Here is a 21,869-nt window from a genome sequence, read left to right on the forward strand (position 1 = left end):
CCGGCGCTCGTGGCGGGCCGACTGACGGCGCCACCGTACATCGGCACGGCCCGCACCCGAAAACAGCCCCACCCGGCGTATACACTCCCGACTTGTGAGCAGCGACGACCGGCCGGGGGTGGGCACGCCGCACCGCGTGTCGGTCGTCGTGCCGGTCTATCAGGGCGAACACACCCTGGGTGACCTGCTCGAGCAGATCGTTCCGTGGACCGAGGTGACACTGACCCCCGGTGGCCGTCCCATGGTGGTCGAGGAGGTCCTGCTCGTCCACGACAACGGCCCCGACGACTCGGCCCGCGTCATCCGGGAGCTGGCCGCGAAGTACCCCTTCGTCGCCGGGGTGTGGCTCAGCCGGAACTTCGGCCAGCATCCGGCGACGCTCGCGGGCATGGCGTCGAGTGGCGGCGAGTGGATCGTCACCCTCGACGAGGACGGTCAGCACGATCCCGCCGCCATCGGCGGGCTGCTCGACACCGCGCTCGACGAGGGCGCGACCGTCGTATACGCCAAACCGACGAACGCGGCACCGCACGGCCTGCTGCGCAACGTGGCCTCCAAGGGATCCAAGTGGTTCCTGGCCCGGGTGCTGTCCGTGCCCGACAGCCCCGATTACCAGAGTTTCCGTCTGGTGCTGGGCGAGGTGGGACGTTCCCTCGCCGCCTACGCGGGTTCCGAGGTCTACCTCGACGTCGCGCTGGGGTGGATCGCAGGCAAGGTGAGCACGAGCCCGGTCGCCCTGCGGGAGGAGCAGGGACGTGCGTCCGGCTACCGGCTGCGCACTCTGCTGTCGCATTTCTGGCGGATGGTGCTGTCGAGCGGAACCAAGGGCCTGCGGATGGTGAGCCTGCTGGGCGTGGTCCTGGCCGTGGGCGGGATCCTGTGGGCGGTGTGGGTGCTGGTGTCCTACTTGTTCCTCGGCAACCGTTTCCCGGTGCAGGGCTGGGCCTCGACGACGGTCATTCTGCTGCTGGGATTCGGCGCCGTCCTGTTCTCCCTCGGAGTCATCGCCGAGTACGTGGGGGTGGCGGTGAAGACGGCGATGGGCAAACCGCCGTACCTGATCGTCAGCGATCCCGGCTCCGGTCCGCTGGCCCGCACACAGCGGTATCCCGACCTCGAATCGTTCCGGAGCGGGTAGCCGTGCCGGCGCCGACGTGGGTCGTCGGAAGTGGCGGACTGCTCGGCTCGTGGGTGACCCGGGAGCTGCACCGCCGCGACGTCCCGGTGGCGACGAGCGTGGTGCCCTGGGAGGAGCCGGAGCAGGCCCGCGACGTGCTGCTGGCCGACGCGGACCGGTTCGTCCGCGCCACCGGTGGTGGGCCGTGGCGGGTCGCGTGGTGTGCCGGCGCCGGGGTGAACGGCACGACGGCGGAAGCATTCGCGGCCGAGAACGCTCTGCTGCGCGACGTGCTCGACGGACTGGCGCACGCAGCCGGCGGCAGCGCCGAGCACGGGACGGTGTTCCACGCCTCGTCGGCAGGCGGTGTGTACGCGGCCGCGCCGGGCGCACCCCACTCCGAGCACAGCCCCACGGCCCCGCTCGGTCTCTACGGACACGCCAAGCTGGCCGCCGAGGCCGTCGTCACCGACTTCGCCGGGGCGACGGGCGCCACCGCGGTGATCGGCCGCTTCGCGAACCTCTACGGGCCGGGGCAGAATCTCGCCAAGCCGCAGGGTCTCATCTCCCACCTGTGCCGCGGCTATCTCACCGGGGCACCGGTCTCGATCTACGTCTCGATGGACACCCTGCGGGACTACCTCTACATCTCCGACGCGGCGGAGATGGTTGCCGACGCCCTGGCGCGGGCGGAAGCCGAATCGGGCGGGGTGAGCACCAAGATCTTCGCGTCCGGCCGGTCGGTGACGATCGGCGCGATCCTCGGCGCGTGCCGGACCGTCTTCCGCCGCCGCCCCAACGTCGTGCTCGCGTCCTCACCGCTCGCGTCGGTGCAAGGGCGGGACCTGCGGTTACGGTCGCTCGTGTGGACCGAGCTGGACCGCCGCAGCCATCGGCCCCTCCCGGCCGGCATCGCCGCCACGCTGGAAGCGACCCGGCGCACGATGGGTCATTCGGCTCGGCCGAGTGTCCGCTCCCCGGAACGGGCGTAGGCCTGCTCGGTGGCGTCCTTCTGCGGTCGCCACCAGTGCTCGTGGGTGCGGTACCAGTCGATGGTCGCGGCCAGGCCCTCGCGGAAGTCCCGGTAGCGGGGGGCCCAGCCGAGCTCGGTGCGCAGGCGGGTGGCGTCGATGGCGTAGCGCAGGTCGTGGCCGGGGCGGTCGGTGACGAAGTCGAAGTCGCCCCGATCCTTACCGCACAGCTCGAGGATGGTCTCGACGACGGTGCGGTTGTTCGTCTCGCCGTCCGCGCCGATCAGATAGGTCTGGCCGATCTCGCCCTTGTCGATGATCGTCCACACCGCCCGGTTGTGGTCGTCGACGTGGATCCAGTCCCGCACGTTCGCCCCGGTGCCGTACAGCTTGGGCCGGATCCCGTCGAGGACGTTGGTGATCTGCCGCGGGATGAACTTCTCCACGTGCTGATAGGGGCCGTAGTTGTTCGAGCAGTTCGAGATCGTCGCGGCCACCCCGAACGAGCGCACCCACGCGCGCACCAGCAGGTCCGAGCCGGCCTTGGTCGACGAGTACGGGCTCGACGGGTTGTAGGCGGTGGCCTCGGTGAACCGGGCCGGATCGTCGAGCTCGAGATCGCCGTACACCTCGTCGGTGGAGATGTGGTGATACCGCACCGAATGCCGGCGCACCGCCTCGAGCAGAGTGAACGTGCCGATCAGGTTGGTCTGCACGAACGGCGACGGATCGGCCAGGGAGTTGTCGTTGTGCGACTCGGCGGCGAAGTGCACCACCAGATCCGACTCGGCCACCAGCGCGTCCACCAGGTCCGCGTCGGCGACGTCGCCGCGGACGAAGCGGATCTTCTCGGCGACCGGGTCGAGGGAGGCGAGGTTGCCAGCGTAGGTGAGCTTGTCGAGCACGGTCACCCGCGCCTCGGGGCGGTCGGCGACGGTCCGATGCACGAAGTTCGCACCGATGAAACCGGCACCGCCGGTGACGAGCAGCCGCATGCGGCAACCCTACCGGCGGTGCGTTCGCTGGTCCGCGTCCACCCCGGATGGGAGACTGCCCGTCATGCGCGGAATCATTCTCGCCGGCGGCACCGGGTCCCGCCTGCACCCGATCACCCTGGGAGTGAGCAAGCAGCTCGTACCGGTCTACGACAAGCCGATGATCTACTACCCGCTCTCGACCCTCATGCTCGCCGGGATCCGCGACATCCTGATCATCACCACGCCCGAGGATGCTCCACAGTTCCAGCGCCTGCTCGGCGACGGGTCGCGCTACGGGGTGAACCTGACCTACCGGGTCCAGCCGGAGCCGAACGGGCTCGCCCAGGCGTTCGTGCTCGGCGCCGAGCACATCGGCACCGGCAGCGTCGCCCTCGTCCTCGGCGACAACATCTTCTACGGCCCCCGCCTGGGCACCCAGCTCACCCGGTTCGCCGACCTCGACGGCGGCGCGGTGTTCGCCTACCGCGTCTCCGATCCCAGGGCCTACGGGGTGATCGAGTTCGACTCCGAGGGCCGGGCGCTCTCGCTCGAGGAGAAGCCGGCCACCCCGAAGTCGAACTTCGCGGTGCCCGGGTTGTACTTCTACGACAACGACGTCGTCGCCATCGCCCGCGGCCTGCGCCCGTCGGACCGCGGCGAATACGAGATCACCGACATCAACCGCACCTACCTCGAGGCCGGCCGGCTCCAGGTCGAGGTCCTGCCGCGCGGCACCGCCTGGCTCGACACCGGCACCTTCGACTCGCTGCTCGACGCCGGCAACTACGTCCGTACCATCGAACAACGCCAGGGCCTGAAGATCGGCGCCCCCGAGGAGGTCGCGTGGCGGCGCGGCTTCATCACCGACGACGACCTGCGCGCCCTGGCCGCGCCGCTGGTCAAATCCGGCTACGGCAGCTACCTGCTCGACCTGCTCGACCGGGAAGGACACTGACGGTGCACTACCGCGAACTGAAGATCCCCGGCGCCTACGAGATCACCCCCCGACAGTTCGGCGACGACCGCGGCGTCTTCTACGAGTGGTTCAAACAGCCCACCTTCACCGACGCCGCCGGACGCGCCCTCGACCTCGCCCAGGCCAACTGCTCGGTCTCCGCCGCCGGGGTGCTGCGCGGCATCCACTACGCCGACGTCCCACCCGGGCAGGCCAAGTACGTCACCTGCCCGGCCGGCGCGGTGCTCGACGTCGTCGTCGACCTGCGCGTCGGCTCCCCCACCTTCGGGCAGTGGGACGCGGTGCTGCTCGACGACGTCGACCGCCGCGCGATCTTCCTCCCCGAGGGCCTCGGCCACGCCTTCTGTTCCCTGGCCGACGGCTCGACCGTCGTCTACCTGTGCTCGACCGGCTACAACCCCGACCGCGAACACGAGATCGACCCCCTCGACCCGCAGATCGGCATCGACTGGCCCACCACCGGCCGCGACGGGCAACTGCTGCACTACCAGCTCTCCGACAAGGACCGGGCGGCCCCCTCGCTGGCCGACGCCGTCGCGGCCGGGTCGCTGCCGCGGTACCTCGGGTGAGCGCGCAGCCGGTGCCCTCCCCCGATCCCGTCACCGAACCCGCCGGCGCACCCGGCGGGATGTCGGGGGCGCCGGGCCCGCTCATGCGCCTGTTCAAGAACCAGGCCGTGGCGTTCCTGCTGGTGGGGGCCTTCAACACCGCGCTGGGCACCGCTTGGTTCATCGTGTGGCAGCTCGCCGTCGGCGACACCCTCGGCTACCACGTCGCGATCGTGGCGGGCTACGCCTCCAATGTGCTGTGCGCCTTCTCCACCTACCGCTACCTCGTGTTCCGCGTGCGCGGTCACTTCCTGCGTGACCTGTGGCGGTTCGTGACCGTCAACCTGAGCGCGTTCCTGCTGAACCTCGCGCTCATGACGCTGGCGGTGTCCGTCCTCGGATTCCCCCCGATCCCCGCGCAGATCGTGATCACCTTCGTGACCGCGACGGCGAGCTTCTTCGGCTACCGGGACTTCTCCTTCCGCCGCGCCAAGCACGACTGAGCGACCCGAGCGAATGGACCATTTCGTCGGACCACGGAGGTGAGCGATACATTCGCTCGCCCCCCACGGCCGACCGATCAGCGCAGGCGGAAGATCACGGCGCGCTGCACCACGAAGTTGATCACGGTGGCCGTGCCCTGCGCGACGACGAATGCGAGCGGCACGCGCCACCACTCGGCGGGCAGCGCGTCGTACAGCACGTAGTTGATGCCGACCTGCACGGCGTAGGTGACGGCGTACAGGATCACCACCGCGACGAACCGGGCCCGGCTCGGTTCCGCCCTGAAGGTCCAGCGCCGGTTGATCAGGTACGCGGTGGTGGTGCCGGCGACGAACGACAGCGACTTCGCGACGTTGACGTGCAGCCCCACGGCCAGCAGCAGCACGTAGAGACCGAAGTCCACGATCGCGGACAGCCCGCCGGTGAGGACGAACCGCACGATCTGCGTCTTCAGGTCGAGCGCCTCGTCGGCGGTGCTGTCGGTGAGGGGGATCTCCACCGGCAGGGGGGCGTGGTGCTCCGGTTGCGTCTGCCAGTGCGGGTGCTGCGGGTGCTCGGACACGGCGACAGCCTATGCGAGCGGCGCGAGCGCTCCCGCTCCGCGACGGAACGCACCGGGACGGTTCCGGCAATCCGGACGCCGGGGCGGGGACGTCGCCACCGACACACTCTCGCTGCTGCGACCGGCGGGTAACCTGTACGGCGATGTCCACGACAGCTGCAGAGCCGGCCGCCGCGCCGCTCCCCACCCAGACCCGCACTCTGACCGGCTGGGGGCGCACCGCCCCGACCACCGCGGAGGTGCTGTCCACTCCCGACGTCGAGGTGATCGCGCAGGCGGTCGCCCGGGTCGCGGAGCAGAACGAGTCCAAGCCGTCGCATCTGCGCCGCGGTGTCATCGCCCGCGGCCTCGGCCGCTCGTACGGTGACCCGGCGCAGAACGCGGGCGGGCTCGTCGTCGACATGACGGCGCTGGACCGGATCCACACGATCGACCGCGAATCGCGTCTGGTCACCGTCGACGCGGGCGCCAACCTGGACCAGTTGATGCGCGCGGCGCTGCCGTTCGGCCTGTGGGTGCCGGTGCTGCCGGGCACCCGGCAGGTGACCGTGGGCGGCGCCATCGGCGCGGACATCCACGGCAAGAACCACCACAGCGCCGGCAGCTTCGGCAACCACGTCCGGTCGATGGACCTGCTCACGGCCGACGGCCAGGTGCGCACCCTCACCCCGAACGGCCGCAACTCCAAGCTGTTCTGGGCGACGGTCGGCGGCATGGGCCTGACCGGCATCATCCTGCGCGCCACGATCGAGATGACGCCCACCGAGACGGCGTACTTCATCGCCGACGGCGACGTCACCAGCACCCTCGACGAGACGATCGCGCTGCACAGCGACGGCAGCGAGGCGAACTACGACTACTCGAGCGCCTGGTTCGACGCGGTCGCACCGCCGCCGAAGCTCGGCCGCGCGGCGGTCTCCCGCGGTTCGCTCGCGAAGCTCGACCAGCTGCCGAAGAAGCTGCAGAAGAACCCGCTGAAGTTCGACGCGCCGACGCTGCTGACGTTCCCGGACATCTTCCCGAACGGCCTGGCCAACAAGTACACCTTCAGCGCCGTCGGCGAGCTGTGGTACCGCAAGTCCGGCACCTACCGCGGCAAGGTCCAGAATCTGACGCAGTTCTACCACCCGCTCGACATGTTCGGTGAGTGGAACCGCGCCTACGGTTCGAACGGCTTCCTGCAGTACCAGTTCGTGGTGCCCACGGAGGCCGTCGAGGAGTTCAAGAGGATCATCGTCGACATCCAGAAGTCGGGGCACTACTCGTTCCTCAACGTCTTCAAGCTGTTCGGCCCGGGCAACAAGGCGCCGCTGAGCTTCCCGATCCCGGGGTGGAACATCTGCGTCGACTTCCCCATCAAGGCGGGCCTGAACGAGTTCGTCCGCGAACTCGACCGCCGCGTCCTCGAATTCGGCGGCCGCCTCTACACCGCCAAGGATTCGCGCACCTCCGCCGAGACGTTCCACGCGATGTACCCGCGCATCGGCGAATGGATCAAGATCCGCCGCTCGGTCGATCCCACCAACGTGTTCGCCTCCGATATGTCCAGAAGGTTGGAACTCCACTGATGATCAACGCCGTCGGCAACCCCCAGACCCTGCTGCTCCTCGGTGGCACGTCCGAGATCGGCCTCGCCATCGTCGAGGAGTACCTGCGCAGGGCGCCGGCCCGCGTGATCCTCGCGGCTCTGCCGAACGACCCGCTGCGCGACGACGCCGTCGCGCAGGTGAAGGCCGCCGGGGCCACCAAGGTCGACGTGATCGACTTCGACGCCCTCGACACCGGCAGCCACCCGAAGGTGATCGACCGAGCCTGGGACCTCGCCGGAAACGGTCGCTCCGCAGGCTCCGCTCCTGCCGGCGACGTCGACGTCGCGATCGTCGCGTTCGGACTGCTCGGCGATGCCGAGGAGCTGTGGCAGAACCAGGCCAAGGCCGTGCAGATCGCCGAGATCAACTACACCGCGGCCGTATCCGTCGGCGTGCTCGTCGGCGAGAAGATGAAGGCGCAGGGCTACGGCCGCATCATCGCCATGTCCTCCGCCGCGGGTGAGCGGGTGCGCCGCTCCAACTTCGTGTACGGCTCCACCAAGGCCGGTCTCGACGGCTTCTACCTCGGGCTCGGCGAGGCGCTGCGTGAGTACGGCCCCCGTGTCCTGGTGATCCGGCCGGGGCAGGTCCGCACCCGCATGTCCGCCGGGGTGAAGGAAGCCCCGCTGACGGTGAACAAGGAGGACGTCGCCAAGCTCGCCGTCTCCGCGTCCGAGAAGGGCAAGGAACTCGTGTGGGCTCCGGGCGCCTTCCGCTACGTGATGATGGTGCTGCGGCACGTCCCGCGCGCGATCTTCCGAAAGCTGCCGATCTAGGCTGCGGGGGTGTCCGACCCAGCCGTACTCTCCTCCGACGTGGCCCCCTTCCGGCGTGCGCTCCGCACCGCCGGCGAGGGGGCCGCTGCGGTTCTCGTCGCCGCGATCGTCGCCGCCGTCGGCCTGTTCGCGTTCGCGCGCGTGCAGTGGCCCGCCTTCAACTCGTCGAACGTCACGCAGGCCGTCACGACGGTGCTGCAGGTGGGGGCGCTCGCCGTGCTCGCCGTCTCCGTCGTGCTGCACCGGCGGCGACGGTGCACGCCGTTCGCGCGGGTGCTGTCGTGGGCCGGCCTGTCGGGCCTGGTCACCGTCACCCTCGGGATGCCGCTGGCCGCGACGAAGCTCTATCTGCACGGCATCTCCGTCGACCAGGAGTTCCGCACCGAGTACCTGACACGGCTCACCGACTCCCCGGCCCTGCGGGACATGACGTACGCGGACCTGCCGCCGTTCTATCCCGCCGGCTGGTTCTGGGTGGGCGGCCGCTTCGCGAACCTGCTCGGCATGGACGGCTGGGAGGCGTTCAAGCCGTGGTCGATCGTGTCGCTGGCCGTCGCCGCCGTCGGCGCGCTCGTGTTGTGGACCGCGCTGGTGCGGGTCGATCTGGCCGTGCTGGTCACCACCGCGACCACCGCCGTCGTCCTCGCCTACGGCTCCCCCGAGCCGTACGGCGCCGTCATCGCGCTGCTGCTCGCGCCCGCCCTCGTCATGGCGTGGGGGGCACTGTCGCGCCCGGTGCGTCCTTCGGGCGGCTGGAGCAGCCCAAAGGGCGCACCGGGCGGCGGAGCCGCCGTCGGGACCGGGCTGTTCCTCGGGCTGGCGGCCACGTTCTACACGCTCTACCTGGGCATCGCCGCGTTCGCCGTCACCGTGATGGCCGTCGTCGCGGCGGTGCTGGCACGACGCGCGGCCGGCACGTGGCGCGCCGCGGTCCCGGTGCTCGTGCGGTTCGTGGTGATCGGTGCGATCGCGGCACTCGTCGCGCTGCTCGTGTGGGCGCCGTTCGTGCTCGAGGTGCTGCGGGGCGGGTCCACCGCCGGATCCGGCACCGCGACGCACTATCTGCCCGAGACCGGGGCCCGGCTGCCGCTGCCGATGTTCCACGGTTCGCTGATCGGGCTGCTGTGCCTGCTCGGCACGGTGTGGCTGGTCGGGCGGGCCACGTCGTCGCGGCGCGCGCAGGCCCTCGGACTCGGCGTCGTATCCGTGTACCTGTGGTACCTGGCGTCGATGGCGCTGACCGCGCTGGGCAACACCCTGCTCGCCTTCCGCCTCGAGGTGATCCTGCTCGTGCTGCTCGCGGCCGCCGGCACGTTCGCATTCGTCGACTTCACCCGGTGGATCGTGCTGGCCACCAGCGAGAACCAGCGGGTGCGGTGGTCCCTGATCGCGGTCGGCGCGCTGGGCGCGGTCGCGTTCACCCAGAACATCCCGCAGGTCCTCGCGAGCGAGATCACCGTCGCCTACACCGACACCGACGGCGACGGTGAACGCGCCGACCAACGTCCGCCCGGCGCCGGCGCCTACTACGCCGAGCTGGACGAGGCGATCACCGCGGCGCTGGACCGGCCCCGCGACGAGATCGTCGTCCTCACCGCCGACACCACCTTCCTCGCCTACCACCCCTACCTCGGATTCCAGGCGCTGACGTCGCACTACGCGAATCCATTGGCGGACTTCGAGGCTCGCGCCGCCGCGATCGAGGACTGGGCGTCGCTCGAGACGGCCGACGAGCTGCTCGCGGCGTGGGACGAGTCGCCGTGGCGGGGCCCCGACGCGATCGTATTCCGGCAGGGCGCCGAGGGTTACACGCTCCGGCTCGCCGAGGACGTGTACCCCAACGACCCCAATGTGCGCCGCTACACGGTGACGTACCCGAAGTCGCTGTTCGACGATCCGCGCTTCACGATCTCGGAGATCGGGCCGTTCGTCGTCGTCACCCGCACCGGATAGCCGCAGTCGTCCGCGAACCCGACGGTGTTCGCGGACGACCGGCAACGGTTGCGAGGGGGCTCAGGCGCGGCGCAGCGGCATCACCGACCGCACCACCGGATCGCGCAGGTACAGCCCGGCCCACACGAGGACACCGACGTACACCGGGAAGAGGATGGTGCTGAAGAGCGGCATCTCGTTCAACATGTTCGTCGCCACGGCGCCGCCGAGGTAACCGGTCAGCAGCACCGCCCCGAGGATCGACGTGGCCGGGACCAGGTACAGCGCCAGGCACACGAGCAGGACGACGCCGATGACGTAGTTGAGGTCCGGGTCGAAGCCCAGATCGATCATCGCCTCCCGGGCCTGGTCGACGTTGAGGATGTGGATCGTGACGTCGAACAGCAGGAACAGCACGACGAGGCCGGTGAGCACGAGGCCGGCGATGCGGAACTTCCGGTCGGTCGTGCGCTCGGTGGGGCGGGTGGTGGTCGAGATCATGACGGGCTCCTGGGGTCGCGGGGTGGTCTCGCTACGGACTGACCGGCCGGCCCGGAAAAACTCATCGCCGTGGATCGTCGGCTCACAGCCTGGACGCGAGCAGCTGCGCGAGGTGTACCCCTCGCCGGTCGGTGAGGTCGGCGATCTGGGTGCGGCAGGAGTAGCCGTCGGCGAGCACGACGTCGTCCGTGCCCGCGGCGGCGATCGCGGGCAGCAGCTGGTGCCCGGCGACGGCGACGGAGACGTCGTAGTGCCCGGGCACCACGCCGAAGTTGCCGGCGAGACCGCAGCATCCGCCGAGCCGGGTGACCGTCGCGCCGGCCCGGCGCAGCAGCGCGGCGTCGGCGCCCCACCCCATCACGGCGTGGTGGTGGCAGTGCGGCTGGGCCACCACCGTCGTCCCGGACAGCGACGGCGGCTCCCAGTCGCCGAGCAGCTCGGCCAGCGTCACCGTCGACTCGGCGACGACGCGCGCCGGCTCGAACCCGAGCAGCTCGACGGCGTCGGAGCGCAGGACCGCGGTGCACGACGGTTCGAGCCCCACGATCGGCATGCCGGCCGGGAACAGGGCGGAGAGGGTGCGGCCCAAGATCTTCCGGGCGGCATCCAGCTGACCGGTGGTGATCCACGTCAGGCCGCAGCACTGTTGCCGGTCGGTCACGCACACCCGTCGGCCTGCGGCCTCGAGCACCCGCACCGCGGCGATCGCCACCTCCGGGGTGAAGTACTCGGTGAAGGTGTCGACGAACAGCAGGACGGGCTCGCCGTCCGTGCGACGCTCGGCGGCCGTGTCTGCGAACCAGCGGCGGAACGTGCGCGGCGCGAACTCGGGCACGCGGCGGCGCCGGTCCACTCCGGCGAGGGTCAGCCCGGCGGCCGCCACCCCCGGCACCTTGCCCAGCGCGTTCACCGCGCGCGGCGCCCGGCTCGCCAGCGCCGCCCAGCGCGGCAGCCGCCCGAGGGTGTAGTGCGTGACGGGACGCACGCGGCCCTGGTAACTCTGGTGCAGCACTTCGGATTTGAAGGTGGCCATGTCCACACCGGTCGGGCAGTCGGAGGCGCAGCCCTTGCACGCCAGGCACAGTTCGAGCGCCTCGTGCACCTCCGGTGAGCGCCAGGATCCGGTGACGAGGGTGCCGTTGAGCATCTCCTGCAGGACCCGGGCCCGGCCGCGGGTGGAATCCTTCTCCTCCCGCGTCGCCAGGTACGACGGGCACATCACCCCACCGAGGCCGGCGGTGTCGGCGCGGCACTTGCCGACGCCGGTGCAGCGGTGCACGGCCTGCGTGAAGTCGCCGCCGTCGCCGGTATACCGGAACGCCAGGCCGTCCTGGACCCGTTGCGCGGCCGGGACTCTGAGGTCCCGATCCGAGGGGACGGGATCGACGAGCACGCCGGGATTGAGCAGGCCCTCGGGGTCGAACACCGCCTTGACCGCCCCGAACAGCCGCAGCGCGGTCGGCGAGTACATCAGGGGCAGCAGTTCGCTGCGCGCCCGGCCGTCGCCGTGTTCGCCGGACATCGAGCCCCCGAACGAGGCCACGAGTTCACCTGCCGCGAAGAGGAATTCGCGGAATATCCCGGGTATCTCGAGCGGCACGTCGAGGCGGATGTGGATGCAGCCGTCGGCGAAGTGCCCGTACGGATAGCCGGTGACGCCGTAGCGGGTCAGCAGCGACTCGAACTCGCGCAGGTACTCCCCCACCCGCTCCGGCGGGACGGCGGCATCCTCCCAGCCGGAGTGGGCGGGCAACCCGGCGGGGCTGCGCCCGGACAGCCCGGCCCCGTCCTCCCGGATCCGCCACAGTTGCGCGGCCTTCCCCGGATCGGTCACGATCAGCGAATCCACCGCCGAGACGGCGTGTTCGAGAGACGACGCCCGGGCGAGCACCTCGCCGGCGTCGTCGCCGGACAGTTCGACGAACAGCCACGCCGCCCCGCGCGGCAGCGGCGGCACCGCCGCCGGGCCGCGCCGCGCACGCACCACGTCCACGATCCGCGAGTCGAGTCCCTCGCACGCGGTCGGGGTGAAGCCGAGCAGCGCGTGGGCGGCGTCGCCGGCCGTCGCGATGTCGGGGTAGCCGAGGGCCACCAGGACGCGCACCGCGGGATCGGCGACGAGCCGCACCGTCGCCTCGGTGACGACGCCGAGCGTGCCCTCGCTGCCGACGAGGAAGCGCAGGACGTCGAACCCGTTCTCCGGCAACAGGTGTTCGAGGGCGTAGCCGGACGCCTGCCGGCCGAACCGGCCGAACTCGGTGCGGATGGTGGCGAGGTGGTCGAGCACGAGGCGGCGCAGCGATTCCAGGACGGGGGCGTCGTCGGGCAGCGACAGGTGCCGGCCCGCGCCGGTGAGCACCTCGAGGCCGAGGACGTTGTCGGAGGTGCGACCGTAGCCGAGGGTGCGGGCACCGCAGGCGTTGTTGCCGATCATCCCGCCGACGGTGCAGCGGTTGTGGGTGGACGGGTCGGGCCCGAAGCGCAGTCCGTACGGGGCGGCCGCGCGCTGCAGTTCGGACTGGACGACGCCGGGCTGCACCGTCGCGGTGCGGGCCTCGGGGTCGATCTGCAGGACACGGCCGAGATGACGGCTGAAGTCGAGCACGACGCCGGGGCCGACGGCGTTGCCGGCGACGGACGTTCCGCCGCCGCGCGAGGTGAACGGAACGCCGTGCCGGCGGCACACCTCGAGCACGGTGGCGACCTCGTCGATCTCACGGGGCCGCACCACCGCCTGCGGGGGCACCCGGTAGAGGGAGGCGTCGGACGAGTACAGGGCCCGGGTGGTGGTGTCGTCGAGCACGTCGGAGATGCCCGCGCCACGCAGGGCCTCGCCGATCGCCGTCGCCCTGGCCATAGGCCGATGCTAGTGCCTACCGGGGTCGCTTCGTCGCGGGTCGGACCGGCGCACCCGCGGATCGATACGTCCTCAGCGCTGGGTGAGGACGACCGGTCCGTCCTCGGTGATCGCGACGGTGTGCTCGCAGTGCGCGGCCCGGCTGCCGTCGGCGGTGCGCAGCGTCCACCCGTCCGGGTCGTGCCGGTAGGCGTCGCCGCCCCCGGCGTGCAGCATCGGCTCGATGGCCAGCACCAGCCCGGGCCGCAGCCGCATCCCGCGCCCGGCCCGGCCCTCGTTGGGCACGTGCGGGTCCTCGTGCATGCGGCGGCCGATGCCGTGGCCACCGTGGTCGGCGAGCATGCCGTAGCCGCGGGAGCGGACGTAGCCGCCGATCGCCGCGCCGATGTCGCCGAGGCGGTTGCCCGGCACGGCCGCGGCGATGCCGCGCGCGAGGGCCTCCTCCGTCGCGGCGATCAGGGCGAGGGCCTCGCGGTCGGCGGCGCCGACGGTGAAGCTCACGGCGGCGTCCCCGCACCAGCCGTCGAGCACGGCCCCGCAGTCGATGCTCACCAGATCGCCGTCACGCAACCGGTAGCCGCCGGGAATGCCGTGGACGACGCCGTCGTCGACGCTCGCGCACACGACTCCGGGGAACGGCGACGGAGCCCACTCGGGGTGGTAGCCGAGGAACGGGGAGGTCGCGCCGGCGTCGCGGACGACCGCCGCGGCGACGTCGTCGAGTTCCTTCAGGGACACCCCGATCGCCGCGTGGGCCCGCACGGCCGCGAGCGCGTCCGCGACCACGGCGCCGGCGGCCCGCATCGCCTCGATCTCGCCGGGCGTCTTCAGTTCGACCATGTCGCCTCCCAATAGAAATACCGGTATTACTATACGGGCATGGTGCGCGAACCGCTGACCCCGGTCCAACTCGAACGCGGCCGGCGGCTCGGCGAACGTCTGCGCGCGGCGCGCGGCACCGCCAGCATGGCAACGGTCGCCGGTGACGCCGGCATCTCCGTCGAGACGCTCCGGAAGATCGAGACCGGCCGCATCGCCACGCCCGCCTTCTTCACCGTCACCGCGCTCGCCCGGGTCCTCGGGCTCTCCCTCGACGACCTGGCCGGCGACCCGGCGGGCGACCCCGTCGAGCACGGGGCCGCCTCCTGACCGGAGGTGCTCACCCCCGGCACCACCCTCCCTCGCCTAGCATCGATCCTTGTGCCCGTCGATGTCCTTTCGCCCGAAACGCCCGCTTACGCCGATACGAAGGCCCGCGTGCGCACGGCCAGGATCGTCGCGACGGTCACCGGACTGCTCGGCATGGTGCTCGCCCTGGCCGTGCCGTTCCTGCCGGTCCGGCAGGAGGCCGCCACCGTCAGCTGGCCGCAGGGCACCGACCTGACCAACATCGAGGCGCCCCTCGTCTCCTACACCCCCCTCGAACTGCGGGCGAGCGTGCCGTGCTCGGCCTTCCCCCTGCTCGGCGACGACGGCGGCACCCTGGTGTCCACCGTGCCGCCGGGCGCCCCCGACGCCACCGAGAACGCCCTCGTGATCCGGACCGTCGCCGGCACCGACGGCGGCTCCGCCACCGTGGAGGTGGTGCTGCGCAACTCGGTGGTCGTGTCGGCACCGATCGACGACGAGCACCGGTGCACAGCCGTCACCGTCGCCACCAACGCCGACCGCACCGCCGCCGAGATCGTCGGCCTCGAGCAACACGACGACGGGCACCACGTCGCCATGCTCGACGGCGATCACCGGCCGCAGATGGTCGGGGTCTACTCCGATCTGCAGGGCTCGGTGGAGGCCCTCAACTCCGGCCCGAACGCCGAGCGGCTGTCCGTCCGCGCCGCCCTCGACTCGCGGTTCACCTCCACTCCGACGCTGGTCAAACTCGTCGCGATGGTCGCCTGCCTCCTTGCGACCCTGCTGTCACTCGTGGCGCTGCACCGGCTCGACGGCGTCGACAACCGCCGCGCCCGCCGGGTCCTGCCCGCCCACTGGTGGCGGTTCACCGCGGTGGACGCGGTCGTCGTCGGCACGCTGCTGCTGTGGCACGTCATCGGCGCCAACACCTCCGACGACGGCTACATCCTCACCATGGCCCGCGCCTCCGACGGCGCCGGCTACATGGCCAACTACTACCGATGGTTCGGCGTCCCCGAGGCCCCGTTCGGCTGGTACTACGACGTGCTCGTCCTGCTCGCGAAGGTCTCCACCGCCAGCGTGTGGATGCGGCTGCCCGCCCTGCTCGCCGCCGTCGCCTGCTGGATGGTCATCAGCCGCGAGGTCATCCCCCGGCTCGGAGTCGCCGTCCGCCGTAACCGCATCGCGCTGTGGACGGCGGGCCTGGTGTTCCTCGCCTTCTGGCTGCCCTACGACAACGGCCTGCGGCCCGAGCCCATCATCGCGCTCGGCGCCCTGCTCACCTGGTGCTCGATCGAACGCGCCGTCGCCACCGGCCGCATGCTGTCCGCCGCGATCGCCGTGCTGCTCGCCGCCTTCTCCCTCGCCGCGGGTCCCACCGGGCTCATCGCGGTCGCCGCGCTCGTCGCCGGAGCCCGGCCCGTCGTCGTCCGGCTGGCCGGTCGCCGCCGGCTCGTCGGGGTCCTCCCGCCCGTGGCTGCCATCCTCGCCGCGGGCACCGTCGTCCTCGTCGTCGTCTTCGCCGACCAGACCCTCGCCTCGGTGCTCGAGGCGACCCGGGTGCGTTCCGCCGTCGGACCCAACGTGCCCTGGTTCGACGAACGGCTGCGCTGGGACGCGCTGCTGACCGTCTCCCCCGACGGCTCCCTCAGCCGCCGCTTCGGCGTGTTCGTCATGCTGCTGTGCCTGGTGGTGTGCGTGATGCTGATCCTGCGCAAGGGCCGCATCCCCGGCACCGCCCTCGGTCCGTCGCGCCGCATCCTCGGCATCGTCTTCGCGTCGCTGCTGCTGATGATGCTCACCCCGACCAAGTGGACCCACCACTTCGGCGTGTACGCCGGACTGGCCGGGTCCGTCGCCGCGCTCGCCGCGGTCGGCGTCGGCGCCGTCGGCATCCGCTCCGCGCGCAACCGCGCCCTCTTCACCGCCGGGGTGCTGTTCGTGCTGGCGCTGGCGTTCACCGGCTCCAACGGCTGGTGGTACGTCTCCAGCTACGGGATCCCGTGGTGGGACAAGCCGCCGTCCATCTCCGGACGCGCCTTCTCCACCGCCCTGCTCGCGCTGGCCCTCGTCGCGCTGGCCGTCGCCGCGTGGTTCCACCTGCGCGAACCGTTCGCCACCCCGAAACCCGACCGCAACGGCCGGGTCAGGGCGATCGCCTCGGCGCCGCTGACCGTCGTCGCCGCGGGCGTCGTCCTGTTCGAGGTGCTCTCGCTCGTCAAGGGCGCGGTCGCGCAGTACCCGGCGTACTCGATCGCCCGGTCGAACGCGGCCGCCCTCACCGGCAGCAGCTGCGGCCTCGCCGACGACGTCCTCGTCGAGACCGACCCCAGCGCCACCGCGCTGGCCCCCCTAGACGGCGACGTCGCCGAGGCGCTCGGCGCCGGCGCCGCCGACGGCTTCACCCCGAACGGCGTCGCTCTCGACCTCACCGCCGACGAGGAGATCTCCACCACGGGCGGCGCCAACACCGTCGACACCGACGGGGGCGGCACCACCACCTCCACGGGCGCCGGCACCGGCGGCGGCCGCGGCGCCGCCGGCATCAACGACAGCACCGTCGCGCTGCCGTTCGGCCTGGACCCCGCCCGCACCCCCGTGCTCGGCAGCTACCGCACCGGGGCGCAGCAGGAAGCCGACCTCGAGTCCGGCTGGTACGCGCTGCCCGAACGCACCGACGCCACGCCGCTGCTGGTCGTCACCGCCGCCGGCCGCGTGCACTACGTCGACCCCGACGGCGTCCTCACCCCGGGCGCGGACGTGCTGCTCGAGTTCGGGCGAACCGGCGGCGATTCGAACGTCGAACCGCTGGCGCGCGTCGCGCCCGTCGACATCGGGCCGTCCCCGTCGTGGCGCAACCTGCGGGTGCCGAGCGACCGGATCCCCGCCGACGCCGACGCGGTCCGGCTGGTGGTGACGGACGGCAACCTGGCACCCGACCAGTGGGTGGCCGTCACCCCGCCGCGGATGCCGCGCCTCGAGACGTTGAACACCCTCGTCGGCTCCACGGCCCCGGTCCTGCTCGACTGGTCGGTGGGCCTGGCGTTCCCCTGCCAGCGTCCGTTCGATCACCGCTACGGCGTCGCCGAGGTCCCCGAGTACCGGATCCTGCCCGACCGGGTCGGCGCCGACTCCACCAACGGCTGGCAGGACGACATCGGCGGCGGGCCGCTCGGCTGGATACCGCTGCTGCTCACCGCCGAGACGATCCCCACCTATCTGAACCACGACTGGGACCGCGACTGGGGCTCGCTGGAGCGGTACACGCCCATCGACCCGGGCGCGACGACCGCGGAGATTGCCACCGAGAACGTCGTCCGCTGGGGCTGGTGGTCGCCCGGACCGATCCGCGACGGAGTGCCCGTAATGCGTGAATAGGGTCCTACGCGGTGGTAGGGACGGTGCGTCCACTCAGCTGCGCCCGATACCATCGACAATCGTGCCCGACGACGTGACCACAGTTCCCGCCCCCTCCGCAGCCGTTCCCCGGCCGCCGGTTGCCCGGGATCTGCGGGCGCAGTACCGCACCGCCCGGCTCGTCGCCGCGGTGGCGGGTCTGCTCGGTGTGCTCCTCGCCGTCGCGACCCCGTTCCTGCCCGTCAAGGTCACCGAGGCCACCGTCACGTGGCCGCAGAACGGCTCGACCGGGCCGGTCGAGGTGCCACTCATGTCGCAGGTGCCGCGGCAGCTGAGTGCGACGGTGCCGTGCACCGCCGTCGCCGGCATGCCCCCGGGCGGCGGCCTGCTCCTCGCGACCGCACCGGCCAGCGGTGAGGGCGCCGCGCTCAACGCGATGTTCGTGCGAGTGGGCGCCGAGAACGTCGACGTCCTCGACCGCAACGTCGTCGTGGCCACCGCCCCGCGCAGCGACGTCGAGTCCGCCGCGTGCACCGAGATCAGCATCTTCTCCGACGTCGACCGCACCACCGCGGAGTTCGTCGGCCTCAGCGACGAGAACGGCAACCCGCGCGCCGGTGAGCTGACCGGCGACCTGCGTCCCCTCGTCGTCGGCGTGTTCAGCGACCTCGACACCCCGGTTCCCGGCATGTCGGTGACCGTCGACGTCGACTCCCGGTTCTCGTCGTCGCCGACGCTGGTCAAGCTCCTCGCGATGATCCTGGCGACGCTGTCGACCGCGCTGGCGGTCGCCGCGCTCGCCAAGCTCGACGGCACCGACGGCCGCGGGCACCGCCGCTTCCTGCCGTCGCACTGGTGGAAGTTCACCGGCGTCGACGCCGTCGTCGTCGGCACCCTCGCCGGCTGGCACTTCTTCGGTGCGAACACCTCCGACGACGGCTACCTGCTGACCATGGCCCGGGTCTCCGAGCACTCCGGCTACATGGCCAACTACTTCCGCTGGTTCGGCGTCCCCGAGGCCCCGTTCGGCTGGTACTACGACGTCCTCGCCGCGTTCGCCGAGGTCTCCACCGCCAGCGTCTGGATGCGGCTGCCCGCCCTGCTCGCCGGCATCACCTGCTGGATGGTCATCAGCCGCGAGGTGGTGCCCCGCCTCGGCCGCGCCGTCCGGCACAACACCGTCGCCCTGTGGACCGGCGGCCTGGTGTTCCTGGCCTTCTGGCTGCCCTACAACAACGGCCTGCGCCCCGAGCCGATCGTCGCGCTCGGCGCGCTGCTGACCTGGTGCTCGATCGAACGGGCGATCGCCACCGGCCGCCTGTTGCCGGCCGCGACGGCGGTCATGATCGGCGCGTTCACCCTCGCCGCCGCCCCGACCGGCCTGATGTGTGTGGCCGCGCTGCTCGCCGGCATCCGGCCCATGACCCGCATCGTCGTCCGCCGCCACCGCGAGGTCGGGACACTGCCGCTGCTCGCACCGATCGCCGCCGCGGGCACCCTCGTGCTCGTCGTCGTGTTCTCCGACCAGACCCTCGCCGCGGTGCTCGAGGCCACCCGCGTGCGCACCATCATCGGCCCGAACGAGGAGTGGTGGAACGACTTCCTCCGCTACTACTACCTGTTCGTGCAGACCGTCGACGGCTCGCTCGCGCGCCGGTTCGCGTTCCTCGTCATGCTGCTGTGCCTGTTCACGTCGCTGCTGGTGCTGCTGCGCCGCCGCCGCATCCCCGGCGTCGCGACGGGCCCGTCGTGGCGGCTGATCGGCATCGTCTTCGGCACGATCTTCTTCATGATGTTCAACCCCACGAAGTGGACCCACCACTTCGGGGCGTACGCGGGCATCGCGGGTTCTCTCGCCGCGCTCACCGCGGTCATCGTCTCCGCGAGCGCGCTGCGGTCGCGGCGCAACCGCACCATCTTCCTCGCCGGGCTGCTGTTCGTGCTGGCCGTGTCGTTCGCGGGTATCAACGGCTGGTGGTACGTGTCGAGCTACGGCATCCCGTGGTTCGACAAGACCGTCTCGCTGAGCGGCAACCAGTCCAGCTCGCTGTTCCTGCTCCTCTTCGGGCTCGCTCTCGGGCTCGTCGCGTGGCAGTACCTGCGTGAGGGCTACGCGCCGCCGCAGCCCAAGCCCACGACCCGCAAGGGCCGCCGGATCCGCAAGTTCGCGGCGGCGCCCCTGACCGTCGTCGCCGGAGCGATGGTGCTCTTCGAGGTGCTGTCGCTGCTCAAGGGCGCGGTGTCGCAGTACCCGGCGTACTCGCTCGCCCGGTCCAACGTCGGCGCGCTCGCCGGCCAGACGTGCGGCCTGGCGAACGACGTACTCGTCGAATCGGACCCGAACTCCGGGCGGCTCGCGCCCATCGTCGACCCGGACAACCCGCCGCTGAACGGCGACGCCCTCGCCGGCGCCGCCCCCGAGGGCTTCAGCCCCAACGGCATCCCGTCGGACCTCACCGCCGACTACGTGGAGGTCAAGCCCGGCCAGGGCAACACCGACAACCAGAGCGTCGGGCCGACGTTCGAGACCGGCGCCGGCGGCGGCACCACGGGCGGCACCGGCGCCCGCACCGTCAACGGCTCCGAGGCCAAGCTGCCCTTCGGCCTCGACCCGGCCGTCACCCCGGTGCTCGGCAGCTACCAGGAGGGTGTGCAGGAACCGGCGCTGCTCACGTCGAGCTGGTACGGGCTGCCCGAGCGCAGCGACGACGCGCCGCTCGTCGTCATCTCGGCGGCCGGCCGCATCTGGTCCGTCGACGACACCGGCGCCACCACCTACGGCCAGTCGCTGCTCGTCGAGTACGGCAGGCGCCTGCCCGACGGCACCGTGGAGCCGCAGGGCACCTACCTGCCGCGCGACATCGGGCCCGCACCGTCGTGGCGGAACCTGCGGATCCCGCTGTCCGAGCTCCCCGCCGACACCGACGCCGTCCGCATCGTCGCCAACGATCCCAACCTCACCGGCGACCAGTGGCTGGCGTTCACCCCGCCCCGCGTGCCGAAGCTCGACACGCTCAACACCGTGATCGGCTCGGAGCAGCCGGTGCTGCTCGACTGGGCGGTCGGACTGCAGTTCCCGTGCCAGCGCCCGTTCGACCACCGCTACGGCATCGCCGAGATGCCGGACTACCGCATCCTGCCGGACCGTCCGCTGGCCGTATCCTCCACCGACACTTGGCAATCCGCGGACAACGGCGGCCCTCTCGGCTTCACCGAAGCCCTCGCCCGCCCCGAGCAGATCCCCACGTACCTCGAGAACGACTGGGCCCGCGACTGGGGCTCGCTCGAGCGGTACGTGCGGTTCTACCCGAACGCCGTGCCGGCCGAGCCGCAGACCGAGGCGATCACGCGCTCCGGCCTGTGGAATCCGGGCACGCTGCGCGTATACGAGTAGGTCCGTCGGCGAGCCCCGTCCGCGTGCCACGCGTGCCTTCCGGCCGAATGTCACATATGTTCGCTTCGATCGACCGAACGTGACATCCGGCCGGCGGGCACGGCCGGCAACGAAAGGACCTGAATGTCGAGGAAGTTCGCCGCCCGGACCACCGCCGTGGCCGCATCCGCTGTGGTCCTGGCGCTGCTGAACGCGCCGGCCGCATCGGCGCAGACCGTTCACGCGGCGACGTTGGGACCGGTCGTCGGATCGACCGGCGTGGGAACCGGATCCGCCGCTCCCACCGAGGCGCTCGTCCACGACTACGTGAATGTCTACACCAACGTCAACACGCCCGGCGTCACGCACTTCGGTGGGAGCGTCAAGTGCTTCTGCCTCGTCACGTGGGTGAACGAGGACACGGGCACGACGGGCGTGAACGAACTACCGGACTTCCCCGAGATCGGCGAGGAGCAGGTCCTCAGCGGTCGAGCCGAGACCGGCCCCGGACGGGTGCGGGCGACGGTGACCGTCCCGGACGGCACGACCTGGGTCTCGGCGTCGGGCAGCTGGGTCGTTCCCTGACCCACTCCCGCACGCAATACCCCCGCATGCGCCTTCACGTCTCCCGGCCGAATGTCACATACCGTCACTTACATTGAACTCATGTGACATTCGGCCACCACAAGGTTATCCAC

Annotated in this window: 17 protein-coding genes; 12 read left to right on the top strand and 5 right to left on the bottom strand. The window is 71.4% G+C overall.

From position 1 onward, the window contains the following. The first annotated feature begins 136 nt into the window (after positions 1-136). Positions 137-1,138: a glycosyltransferase family 2 protein gene (locus OCS65_RS27720; RefSeq protein WP_029547039.1), complete on the top strand. Its 1,002-nt coding sequence runs from the start codon at positions 137-139 to the stop codon at positions 1,136-1,138. Between the two features lie 2 nt (positions 1,139-1,140). Then, positions 1,141-2,109 (top strand): NAD-dependent epimerase/dehydratase family protein, encoded by a 969-nt coding sequence (locus OCS65_RS27725; protein ID WP_029547038.1) that lies wholly within the window; start codon positions 1,141-1,143, stop codon positions 2,107-2,109. Here OCS65_RS27725 and rfbB read toward each other — a convergent pair. Beyond that, positions 2,067-3,083, bottom strand: coding sequence for a dTDP-glucose 4,6-dehydratase (gene rfbB, locus OCS65_RS27730; protein WP_006932756.1), 1,017 nt, complete (start codon positions 3,081-3,083; stop codon positions 2,067-2,069). The two genes, OCS65_RS27725 and rfbB, sit on opposite strands and share 43 nt — an antisense overlap. A 64-nt stretch (positions 3,084-3,147) precedes the next feature. Between rfbB and rfbA the strand changes: the two genes are divergently transcribed. From rfbA to OCS65_RS27745, 3 genes are read left to right on the top strand one after another with little or no spacing between them, the layout of a single operon-like run. After that, a complete protein-coding gene (gene rfbA / locus OCS65_RS27735) occupies positions 3,148-4,020 on the top strand; it encodes a glucose-1-phosphate thymidylyltransferase RfbA (protein WP_006932754.1) in 873 nt (290 codons plus the stop codon). 2 nt (positions 4,021-4,022) lie between these two features. After that, entirely contained in the window at positions 4,023-4,610 is a 588-nt protein-coding gene (locus OCS65_RS27740; RefSeq protein WP_065923190.1) for a dTDP-4-dehydrorhamnose 3,5-epimerase family protein, read from the top strand. Beyond that, positions 4,607-5,092: a GtrA family protein gene (locus OCS65_RS27745; protein ID WP_006932750.1), complete on the top strand. Its 486-nt coding sequence runs from the start codon at positions 4,607-4,609 to the stop codon at positions 5,090-5,092. Before OCS65_RS27740 ends, OCS65_RS27745 begins: the two co-directional genes overlap by 4 nt. Positions 5,093-5,169: 77 nt before the next feature. Here the strand turns inward: OCS65_RS27745 and OCS65_RS27750 are convergent, their stop codons facing one another. Beyond that, positions 5,170-5,592, bottom strand: a complete 423-nt coding sequence (locus tag OCS65_RS27750) for a GtrA family protein (RefSeq protein ID WP_006932748.1) — start codon at positions 5,590-5,592, stop codon at positions 5,170-5,172. A gap of 206 nt (positions 5,593-5,798) precedes the next feature. Here OCS65_RS27750 and OCS65_RS27755 point away from each other — a divergent pair, with 206 nt between their 5' ends. Genes OCS65_RS27755 through OCS65_RS27765 form a run of 3 tightly spaced genes read left to right on the top strand, consistent with a single transcriptional unit; the run spans position 5,799 to position 9,973 of the window. Further along, a complete protein-coding gene (locus tag OCS65_RS27755) occupies positions 5,799-7,223 on the top strand; it encodes a decaprenylphosphoryl-beta-D-ribose oxidase (protein WP_006932747.1) in 1,425 nt (474 codons plus the stop codon). Next, a complete protein-coding gene (locus OCS65_RS27760; RefSeq protein ID WP_043800442.1) occupies positions 7,223-8,020 on the top strand; it encodes a decaprenylphospho-beta-D-erythro-pentofuranosid-2-ulose 2-reductase in 798 nt (265 codons plus the stop codon). Before OCS65_RS27755 ends, OCS65_RS27760 begins: the two co-directional genes overlap by 1 nt. 39 nt (positions 8,021-8,059) lie before the next feature. Then, positions 8,060-9,973, top strand: coding sequence for a galactan 5-O-arabinofuranosyltransferase (locus OCS65_RS27765; RefSeq protein WP_263510388.1), 1,914 nt, complete (start codon positions 8,060-8,062; stop codon positions 9,971-9,973). Between the two features lie 60 nt (positions 9,974-10,033). Here OCS65_RS27765 and OCS65_RS27770 read toward each other — a convergent pair whose 3' ends face one another. From OCS65_RS27770 to map, 3 genes are all read right to left on the bottom strand, one after another. Next, positions 10,034-10,453: a DoxX family protein gene (locus OCS65_RS27770; protein ID WP_006933312.1), complete on the bottom strand. Its 420-nt coding sequence runs from the start codon at positions 10,451-10,453 to the stop codon at positions 10,034-10,036. A gap of 82 nt (positions 10,454-10,535) precedes the next feature. Then, the gene (locus OCS65_RS27775) at positions 10,536-13,310 is read right to left on the bottom strand and encodes an FAD-binding and (Fe-S)-binding domain-containing protein (protein ID WP_065923191.1); all 2,775 of its coding nucleotides are present in this window, start codon (positions 13,308-13,310) and stop codon (positions 10,536-10,538) included. A 72-nt stretch (positions 13,311-13,382) separates the two neighbouring features. Then, entirely contained in the window at positions 13,383-14,150 is a 768-nt protein-coding gene (map, locus tag OCS65_RS27780; RefSeq protein WP_006933310.1) for a type I methionyl aminopeptidase, read from the bottom strand. A gap of 39 nt (positions 14,151-14,189) precedes the next feature. Between map and OCS65_RS27785 the strand changes: the two genes are divergently transcribed. From OCS65_RS27785 to OCS65_RS27800, 4 genes are all read left to right on the top strand, one after another. Continuing rightward, on the top strand, positions 14,190-14,459 hold the full coding sequence (locus tag OCS65_RS27785) for a helix-turn-helix domain-containing protein (RefSeq protein ID WP_029547035.1): 270 nt from the start codon (positions 14,190-14,192) through the stop codon (positions 14,457-14,459). Between the two features lie 108 nt (positions 14,460-14,567). After that, positions 14,568-17,819, top strand: coding sequence for an arabinosyltransferase domain-containing protein (locus OCS65_RS27790; RefSeq protein WP_263508316.1), 3,252 nt, complete (start codon positions 14,568-14,570; stop codon positions 17,817-17,819). Between the two features lie 61 nt (positions 17,820-17,880). Beyond that, complete coding sequence (locus tag OCS65_RS27795) at positions 17,881-21,192, top strand: arabinosyltransferase domain-containing protein (protein ID WP_050034384.1); 3,312 nt, start codon at positions 17,881-17,883, stop codon at positions 21,190-21,192. A gap of 123 nt (positions 21,193-21,315) precedes the next feature. Next, entirely contained in the window at positions 21,316-21,756 is a 441-nt protein-coding gene (locus OCS65_RS27800) for a hypothetical protein (protein WP_006933304.1), read from the top strand. Positions 21,757-21,869 lie beyond the last annotated feature (113 nt).

It is taken from the genome of Rhodococcus aetherivorans (genome assembly GCF_025722975.1).
In the GTDB taxonomy this organism is placed as follows: domain Bacteria; phylum Actinomycetota; class Actinomycetes; order Mycobacteriales; family Mycobacteriaceae; genus Rhodococcus; species Rhodococcus aetherivorans.